General features: G+C 36.1%; 1 pseudogene. It reads left to right on the top strand.

The annotated features are described in order from the left end of the window. A pseudogene (locus ACYQZV_RS09165) lies at positions 1-285 on the top strand (RpnC/YadD family protein); the annotation flags it as partial.

Below are 285 nucleotides of genomic sequence, written 5' to 3'. Positions count from 1 at the left end.
GAGCTGGCTAAAAATATTCCTCAGGCCTTTATAAAGGCTTTGGTTGGCATAGAGGCCAAATCCATACTTTCCACTGAATATCAGGACTTCCAATTAAAACCTGACTTTGTTCTAGAATTAGTTAACGGAGACATTCTTCACATAGAATTTCAATCTGATAACGATGAAAACATGCTTTACAGGATGCTTGGATATTACCATCTTATCAAAAATACCTATAAGGATAGGAAAATAATACAGGTTGTACTCTATATAGGTGAAGGCCAAGCAAACATGCCTAACAAG

The sequence above is a fragment of the Hydrogenobaculum acidophilum genome, assembly GCF_054656715.1.
Note: the sequence above shows the minus strand (reverse complement) of the source record. Positions and strands in the feature narration are given on the sequence as shown.